The organism is Burkholderia sp. BE12, assembly GCF_002959955.1.
Taxonomy (GTDB): Bacteria; Pseudomonadota; Gammaproteobacteria; order Burkholderiales; family Burkholderiaceae; genus Burkholderia.
In genome coordinates, this window is the sequence record NZ_PREY01000039.1 from 58,175 (window position 1) to 66,136 (window position 7,962).

The 7,962-nt window shown below is 67.5% G+C and carries 5 protein-coding genes and 1 pseudogene; 5 read left to right on the plus strand and 1 reads right to left on the minus strand.

From position 1 onward, the window contains the following. Positions 1 to 33 precede the first annotated feature (33 nt). Positions 34 to 2,283, plus strand: coding sequence for an ATP-dependent DNA helicase (locus C4B30_RS30720; protein ID WP_027784571.1), 2,250 nt, complete (start codon positions 34 to 36; stop codon positions 2,281 to 2,283). A 120-nt stretch (positions 2,284 to 2,403) separates the two neighbouring features. Here C4B30_RS30720 and C4B30_RS30725 read toward each other — a convergent pair whose 3' ends face one another. Next, a complete protein-coding gene (locus C4B30_RS30725; RefSeq protein WP_027784570.1) occupies positions 2,404 to 3,228 on the minus strand; it encodes an outer membrane protein assembly factor BamD in 825 nt (274 codons plus the stop codon). Between the two features lie 41 nt (positions 3,229 to 3,269). Here C4B30_RS30725 and C4B30_RS30730 point away from each other — a divergent pair, with 41 nt between their 5' ends. The 4 genes and pseudogenes from C4B30_RS30730 to C4B30_RS30745 form a co-directional block, all read left to right on the plus strand. Beyond that, entirely contained in the window at positions 3,270 to 4,475 is a 1,206-nt protein-coding gene (locus tag C4B30_RS30730) for an RluA family pseudouridine synthase (protein WP_027784569.1), read from the plus strand. A 6-nt stretch (positions 4,476 to 4,481) separates the two neighbouring features. After that, positions 4,482 to 5,321 (plus strand): peptidoglycan editing factor PgeF, encoded by an 840-nt coding sequence (gene pgeF, locus C4B30_RS30735; protein WP_027784568.1) that lies wholly within the window; start codon positions 4,482 to 4,484, stop codon positions 5,319 to 5,321. A 360-nt stretch (positions 5,322 to 5,681) separates the two neighbouring features. After that, the gene (gene phaC / locus C4B30_RS30740) at positions 5,682 to 7,544 is read left to right on the plus strand and encodes a class I poly(R)-hydroxyalkanoic acid synthase (protein WP_027784567.1); all 1,863 of its coding nucleotides are present in this window, start codon (positions 5,682 to 5,684) and stop codon (positions 7,542 to 7,544) included. A 99-nt stretch (positions 7,545 to 7,643) separates the two neighbouring features. Next, a pseudogene (locus tag C4B30_RS30745) lies at positions 7,644 to 7,962 on the plus strand (acetyl-CoA C-acetyltransferase); the annotation flags it as partial.

Below are 7,962 nucleotides of genomic sequence, written 5' to 3' on the forward strand. Positions count from 1 at the left end.
GCCGCTCGGGCGCTGGACACAGGAACGCTTGCCTTGAATTCACCGCTTGAAGCCACCCCCGACGCCCGGCGTGATACGACGCCCGCCGGGCGCGTTCGTGCGCCCGACGGCACTTTCGAGCTGAGCCGCAAGCGCGTCGACGAACTCGACACGATCTTCGGCGAAGGCGGGTTGCTGGCGCGCGTGCTCGACGGCTATCGGCCGCGTACGTCGCAGATCGAGATGGCGCGCGCGGTCGCGTCGGCGATGGAAGCGTCCGCACGCCGGATGCCCGAGCCCGAGATCTTCGAAACCCGCAAGCGTCCGGCGCGCCGCCTCGGCGACGGCGACAAGGCGGCCGGCCCGGCCGCGGACGACGCGGCGGCAGCCGAATCCGACAACGACGCAGGCGACAACACGCTGATCGTCGAGGCCGGCACGGGTACCGGCAAGACCTACGCGTATCTCGTGCCTGCAATGTTGTGGGGCGGCAAGGTGATCGTGTCGACCGGCACGAAGCACCTGCAGGACCAGCTGTTCCAGCGCGACATCCCGACCGTGCGCAACGCGCTCGCGGTGCCGGTGACGGTCGCGATGCTCAAGGGACGCTCGAACTACCTGTGCCATTACTACCTGCAACGCACGGCCGACAACGGCCGGCTGCCGTCGCGGCAGGATACCGCGTATCTGCAGGAAATCGTCCGCTTCGCGAAACTCACGAAGAGCGGCGACAAGGCCGAACTCGCGAGCGTGCCGGAAACGGCGCCCGTGTGGTCGATGGTCACGTCGACGCGCGACAACTGCCTCGGCCAGGAATGCCCGCACTACAAGGAATGCTTCGTGATGCAGGCGCGGCGCGAGGCCCAGCAGGCAGACGTCGTCGTGGTCAACCATCACCTGTTCTTCGCGGACATCATGCTGCGCGACACGGGGATGGCCGAACTGCTGCCGAACGCGAACACGATCATCTTCGACGAAGCGCACCAGTTGCCGGAGACGGCGACGCTATTCTTCGGCGAGACGCTGTCGACGACGCAGATCCTCGAGCTCGCGCGCGACACGGTGGCCGAAGGCCTGAGCCATGCGCGCGACGCGGTCGAGTGGGTGAAGCTCGGCGGTGATCTCGAGCGCGCGGCGCGCGACTTGCGTCTCGCGTTCGCGAACGACCAGATCGTGCGCATGTCGCTCGCCCAGCTCGGCGACGATCACCCGATGTTCGGTGCGCTCGACGCGCTCGACGTGGCGCTCGATGCGCTCGCATCGGCGCTCGCGAGCCAGGCCGAGCGCGCGGAATCGCTCGGCGCATGCCTGCGGCGCGCCCGCGAGCTCCAGGACCTGCTGGCGGGCTGGGTCGCGCCCGGCGCGGCGGAAGCGGCTGCGAAGGCCGACGCGGCGGCGGCCGGCGACAAGGCGGCGTCCGACGGCGATCCGAACGAGAAGGTGCGATGGGTCGAGGTGTTTGCGCATACCGTCCAGCTCCATGAAACGCCGCTGTCGGTCGCGCCGATTTTCGCGAAGCAGCGTGCGGGCGTGCCGCGTGCATGGGTGTTCACGTCGGCGACGTTGTCGGTGCGCGGCGATTTCACGCACTACGCGGCGCAGATGGGCCTCAGCTCGCGTCGTTCGATGACGCTCGCCAGCCCGTTCGATTACCAGTCGCAGGGGCTGCTGTACGTGCCGCGCAACCTGCCGCAGCCGTCCTCGCCGGCCTTTACCGACGCCGTCTTCGATGCCGCGCTGCCGGCGATCGAGGCATCCGGCGGCGGCGTGTTCATGCTGTGCACGACGCTGCGCGCGGTCGACCGGATCGCGTCGAAGCTGCGCGACGTGATCGAATCGCGCGGCTGGAACACGCCGCTGCTCGTGCAGGGCGACGCAAGCCGCACCGAGCTGCTCGACCGCTTCCGCGCGTACGGCAATGCGATCCTGGTCGGCAGCCAGAGTTTCTGGGAAGGCGTCGATGTGCGCGGCGATGCATTGTCGCTGGTCGTGATCGACAAGCTGCCGTTCGCGCCGCCGGACGATCCGGTGCTGGCCGCGCGGCTCGATGCGTTGACGAAGAAGGGGCTGAGCCCGTTCGCCGTGCATCAGCTGCCGCAGGCCGTGATCACGCTGAAGCAGGGCGCGGGCCGGTTGATTCGTGCGGAGACGGATCGCGGCGTGCTGATGATCTGCGACACGCGGCTCGTCGACAAGCCTTACGGGCGCCGGATCTGGCAAAGCCTGCCGCCGTTCAAGCGCACGCGCGAGATCGCGGTCGTGCAGGATTTCTTCGACGAGCACCGCGCGGACAAGGGCGCGTGACCGCACGCGCGGCGCTTGCCGCGTAACGCCGTGGCGCCGCCCGAATGCGGCGCCAATGAAAAAACCCGGCTCGATGGCCGGGTTTTTTGTGTGCGCAACGATGTTACATCGCGCCGTGCTTCAGAACTGCCACCACGACTTCTTCGCGCCGGGGCGCGAATGGCCCGTCACGTACGGGCTGTCGGGGAACGTGCCCGCGAGCACGCGCTTGGTGTCCTCGGCGAGTTCCGGCTGGTTCAGCTTGCCGTACGACAGGATCATGATGTGCAGCGCATCCTCGATCGCCGGCGCGCCCTTGTAGTCCTTGATCGCAAGCTGGGCGCGGTTGATCGCCGCGACATACGCGCCGCGGCGATAGTAGTAGTCGGCCGCATGCACTTCGTGCGACGCGAGCGCGTTGACGATGTAGCGCATCCGCGCGGCCGCATCGGGCGCGTACTTGCTCTTCGGGAAGCGATCGACGACGACCTTGAACGCATCGTACGATTCGCGCAGCGCCTGCGGATCGCGTTCGCTCATGTCCTGGCCGGAGAAGCGCCCGAACAGGCCGAGATCGTCGTTGAAGTGGATCATCCCCTTCAGGTAGTACGCGTACGGGATATCCGGATGATCGGGGTGGAGCTGGATGAAGCGGTCGACGGCCTGGTCGGCGGCTGCCGCTTCGTTGTCCTTCCAGTTGCAGTATGCAACGTTGATCTGTGCCTGTTGCGCGAAATGGCCGAACGGATCGCGGCCTTGCAGCGATTCGAAATATTTCGCGCACTTGCCCCAGTCGCCGCCGGACAGTGCGTCCTGGGCCTCTGAGTATAATTTGTTGTTCGACCAGGTAGCCGTCTCGTCCTGCTTCTGCGGCAAGCCGTGGCAGCCGGCGATGAGGGCCACGGCCGCTACCGCCGCAGCCCGGGCGGCGACGGTTCTGGCCGTACGTTTGGTCGAATTCATCATGCTCGCATGTCCTAGCTTCAAGTCTCGGTGACCCAGTCTAAATGACCCGTTCAAGTTCGCAGAATGCCCAGCCGGGCACACCAAATCGCGAAGATTATAGCCCAAGCGATCGGCCCGCCGACGCTGCGTCGGGGGATTCCCTCGACGACGATCTGGCCGGCGACGTGTTGCACCCCCCCGTTGTGCCGTCCGTGGCGGCCGATGAGGCGCCGCGCATCGTCGAAGTGCCGCTGTCGCTCGCCGGCGAACGTCTCGACAAGGCGCTCGCCCAACTGTTCCCCGAATTCTCGCGCAGCCGCCTGCAGAGCTGGATCGAGGCGCAGCGCGTGCTCGTCGACGGCGCGCCGGCGAAGATCCGCCAGCCCGTGCCGCTCGGCGCAAAGATCGAGCTCGTGCCCGATCTGCTGCCCGAGCAGCTCGCGTTCACGCCGGAGCCCGTGCCGCTCGACGTGATCTATGAGGACGACGCGCTCGTCGTCATCAACAAGCCGGCCGGTCTCGTCGTGCATCCGGCCGCCGGCAACTGGAGCGGCACGATCCTCAACGGTCTGCTGCATCGCTACGGCGACGCGGCGGCCGGCCTGCCGCGCGCGGGGATCGTCCACCGGCTCGACAAGGAAACGTCCGGCCTGATGGTGGTCGCCCGCACGCTGGCCGCGCAGACGGACCTCGTGCGCCAGTTGCAGGCCCGCACGGTGAAGCGCCGCTATTTCGCGCTCGTGTGGGGCACGATGCCCGAGGAGGGCACGATCGACGCGCCGATCGGCCGCGACCCGCGCGAGCGCACGCGCATGGCCGTGGTCACCGGCGCGTCGGGCAAGCCCGCGCGTACGCATTTCCGTACGGTTGACACATGCCTGTGGCAACGTCAGCCGGTTTCGGCGATTCAGTGCGATCTCGAAACCGGCCGCACGCATCAGATCCGCGTGCACTGCGCGCACGCCGGGCATCCGCTGCTCGGCGATCCGGTCTACGGGCGGGCGCGCGGCAAGCGTTCGGTCGCGCCGCTGCCGGACGGGTTCGCACGACAGGCGCTGCATGCGTGGCGGCTCGGCCTCGTGCATCCGGTCACGGGCAAGGCGATGCAGTGGCGCTGCCCGCTGCCGGACGACATGAACGCACTGGTCGCGGCGCTCGGCTTCGGGCAGGGCGACGAGGAGTTCGACGACGACGGTGTCTACGACGATGACGATTTCGGCGGCGAGTATCACGACGACGAGCCGTACCCGGACGATGAGGAGGAGTGAGTGCCGATGACGAACCTGGCGCCGTTGACGTGGCAGGACTGCGTACGGCCCGACTGGCGGGTGTCGCCGCGCGTGCGCGCGCTGATCACGACGCGCGACGGCGGTGTGAGCGAAGGCCCGTACGGGCGCTGGCAGGATGGCGCCGCGCTGCCGGGCGGGATGAATCTCGGCCTGCATACCGGTGACGATCCCGACCATGTCGCCGTCAATCGTGCACGCGTGCTCGCCCTCGCTGGCCAGTCGAGCGCCGCATGGCTCGAGCAGGTTCACGGCGCGCGGATCGTCCGGGCGGACGAGGTGATCGCCGCGGCGCCTGCCGCCACGGCGCCGGTGCAGGCCGACGCGAGCGTCACGGATCAGGCCGGCGCCGTCTGCGTGGTGATGGTGGCCGATTGCCTGCCCGTGCTGCTGTGCGACGCGCAGGGCCGCGCGGTCGGCGCCGCGCATGCGGGCTGGCGCGGGCTCGCGGCCGGCATCGTCGAGCAGACGGCCGCGCGCGTCGCGGCGCTCGCGGGCGGCGCGACGGATACGCTGCATGCGTATCTCGGGCCGGCGATCGGCCCGCAGGCGTTCGAGGTGGGCGCCGACGTGCGCGACGCGTTTCTCGACACGGCTCCGCAGTCGGAGCATGATGAAACCCGTCATGCGTTCGTCGCGATCGACGGCGCGCCCGGCAAGTTTCTTGCCGATCTGTACGCGCTCGCGCGGCTGCGACTCGCGCGTGCGGGCGTGGTGCACGTGAGCGGCGGGACGGCCTGCACGGTCGCCGAACGCGCACGCTTCTATTCGTATCGGCGCGACCGCGTGACGGGCCGCATGGCCGCGGCAATCTGGCTGGCCGATTGATCGCATGCGCATGCGCGCCGGCTTTGTTGCGCCGCGAAATCGGGTTATCTCGATATTGGCGCGGCAATGCGGCGGTGCATGCGCGACTGAATGAAAAATCCCGAGGTCAAGTCAAGCAAAATGTTTTATGTTTCACCGAAACCCTTGTCCCGTCTGTCGTGCGCGGATTATCTCCGTGCGGAAATGTTCAGTGGTTTGACCGGACGCTTCACATGGGGAAAACGATAATGATAAAAATACCGCACTGCGGCAGAATCTGGAGACGCCTCTCCAGAGCATGACGGCCCGGCTCGCAGCCGGCGCGCCGCGCGCGAGCAGGATTTCACGATTGACGCTCACGAATCACCGGTAAGGCAGGTAATGACAGCATCGAAAAATTCGTCGACGTCCGCTCATGCGGGCACTTCCGCGGGCAGTACCGGTTTCGATCCGGCCGCCCAGCCGATGCAGCAGATGTTCGAGTCGTGGTTGAACGCGTGGCGCGGTTTTGCCGACCCGGCGCGCGCCGCGACGGCATCGGCCTCCGTCAACCCGTTCGCGACATTCCAGTTCCCGACGTCGTTTCCGTTCCAGATGCCGTCGATGCCCGACCTCGGCGCGATGGCGTCGCCGTTCGCGGGGCTGAAGCTGCCGGTCGCCGCGATTCCGCCGGAACGGCTCCAGGCATTGCAGGCCGACTACGCGCGCGACTGCATGACGCTGATGCAGCAGGCGGCCGCCGCGAAGCTCGAGTCGCCGGAGTTGAAAGACCGCCGCTTCAGCGGCGACGCGTGGAAGTCATCGCCCGCGCATGCCTTCGCGGCCGCCTGGTATCTGCTCAACGCGCGCTATCTGCAGGAGCTGGCCGACGCGCTTCAGACCGATCCGAAGACGCGCGAGCGCATCCGTTTCACGGTCCAGCAATGGACGGCCGCCGCCGCGCCGAGCAATTTCCTCGCACTCAATCCCGACGCACAGAAATCGATTCTCGAAACGCAGGGCGAAAGCCTGCGGCAGGGGATGATGAACCTGCTCGGCGACCTGCAGCGCGGCAAGATTTCGCAGACCGACGAATCGCAGTTCGTGGTCGGCAAGAACCTCGGGTGTACCGAAGGCGCGGTCGTGTACGAGAACGACCTGATGCAGCTGATCCAGTACACGCCGAAGACGGACAAGGTGTTCGAGCGGCCGCTGCTGATCGTCCCGCCGTGCATCAACAAGTTCTACATCCTCGACCTGCAACCCGAGAATTCGCTCGTCGCGCACGCGCTGTCGAACGGCCATCAGGTGTTCCTCGTGTCGTGGCGCAACGCGGACGCATCGGTCGCGCACAAGACGTGGGACGACTACATGAACGAAGGGCTGCTCGCGGCGATCGACGCCGTGCAGCAGGTCAGCGGCCGCGAGCAGATCAACACGCTCGGCTTCTGCGTCGGCGGCACGATGCTCGCGACCGCGCTCGCGGTGCTCGCCGCGCGCGGCGAGCACCCGGCCGCGTCGATGACGCTGCTCACCGCGATGCTCGACTTCACCGACACGGGCATCCTCGACGTGTTCGTCGACGAGGCGCACGTGCAGATGCGCGAGCAGACCATCGGCGGCAAGAACGGTACGCAACCGGGGCTGATGCGCGGCGTCGAGTTCGCGAACACGTTCTCGTTCCTGCGGCCGAACGATCTCGTGTGGAACTACGTCGTCGACAACTACCTGAAGGGCCGTACGCCCGCGCCGTTCGACCTGCTGTACTGGAACAGCGATTCGACGAGCCTGCCGGGCCCGATGTACGCGTGGTACCTGCGCCATACCTATCTCGAAAACAAGCTGCGCGAGCCGGGTGCGCTGACCGTGTGTGGCGAGTCGGTCGACCTGTCGCTGGTCGACGTGCCGACCTTCATCTACGGTTCGCGCGAGGATCACATCGTGCCGTGGCAGACGGCCTACGCATCGACGTCGATCCTGTCGGGCCCGCTGAAGTTCGTGCTCGGCGCGTCGGGACACATCGCGGGCGTGATCAATCCGCCGGCGAAGAAAAAGCGCAGCTACTGGGTCAACGACGAGCTGCCCGAATCCGCGGACGACTGGTTCGCCGCGGCGACCGAGCAGCCGGGAAGCTGGTGGACTACGTGGGTCGAGTGGCTCGACGCGTACGGCGGCCGCAAGGTCGCGCCGCCGGCCCAGCCGGGTTCCGCGCAATTCCCGGTGATCGAGCCGGCGCCCGGGCGCTACGTGTTGCAGCGCGATTGACGAAAACCGGACAGCGGCGCACGCTGTCCGGCGCACCGCAGTTTTTTTAACAGGGTCGGTAACGATGCGCCGTGTCGTGCGGGCCTGGAGGACAGGGAAATGACGGATGTAGTGATCGTATCGGCCGCACGGACCGCGGTCGGCAAATTCGGCGGCTCGCTGGCGAAGATCGCGGCGCCCGAACTGGGCGCGACGGTGATCCGCGCGGTGCTGGAGCGTGCGGGCGTGAAGCCCGAGCAGGTCAGCGAAGTGATCATGGGCCAGGTGCTGACGGCCGGCTCGGGGCAGAATCCGGCGCGGCAGTCGCTGATCAAGGCGGGGCTGCCGAGCGCGGTGCCGGGGATGACGATCAACAAGGTGTGCGGCTCGGGCCTGAAGGCCGTGATGCTGGCGGCGAACGCGATCGTCGCGGGCGACG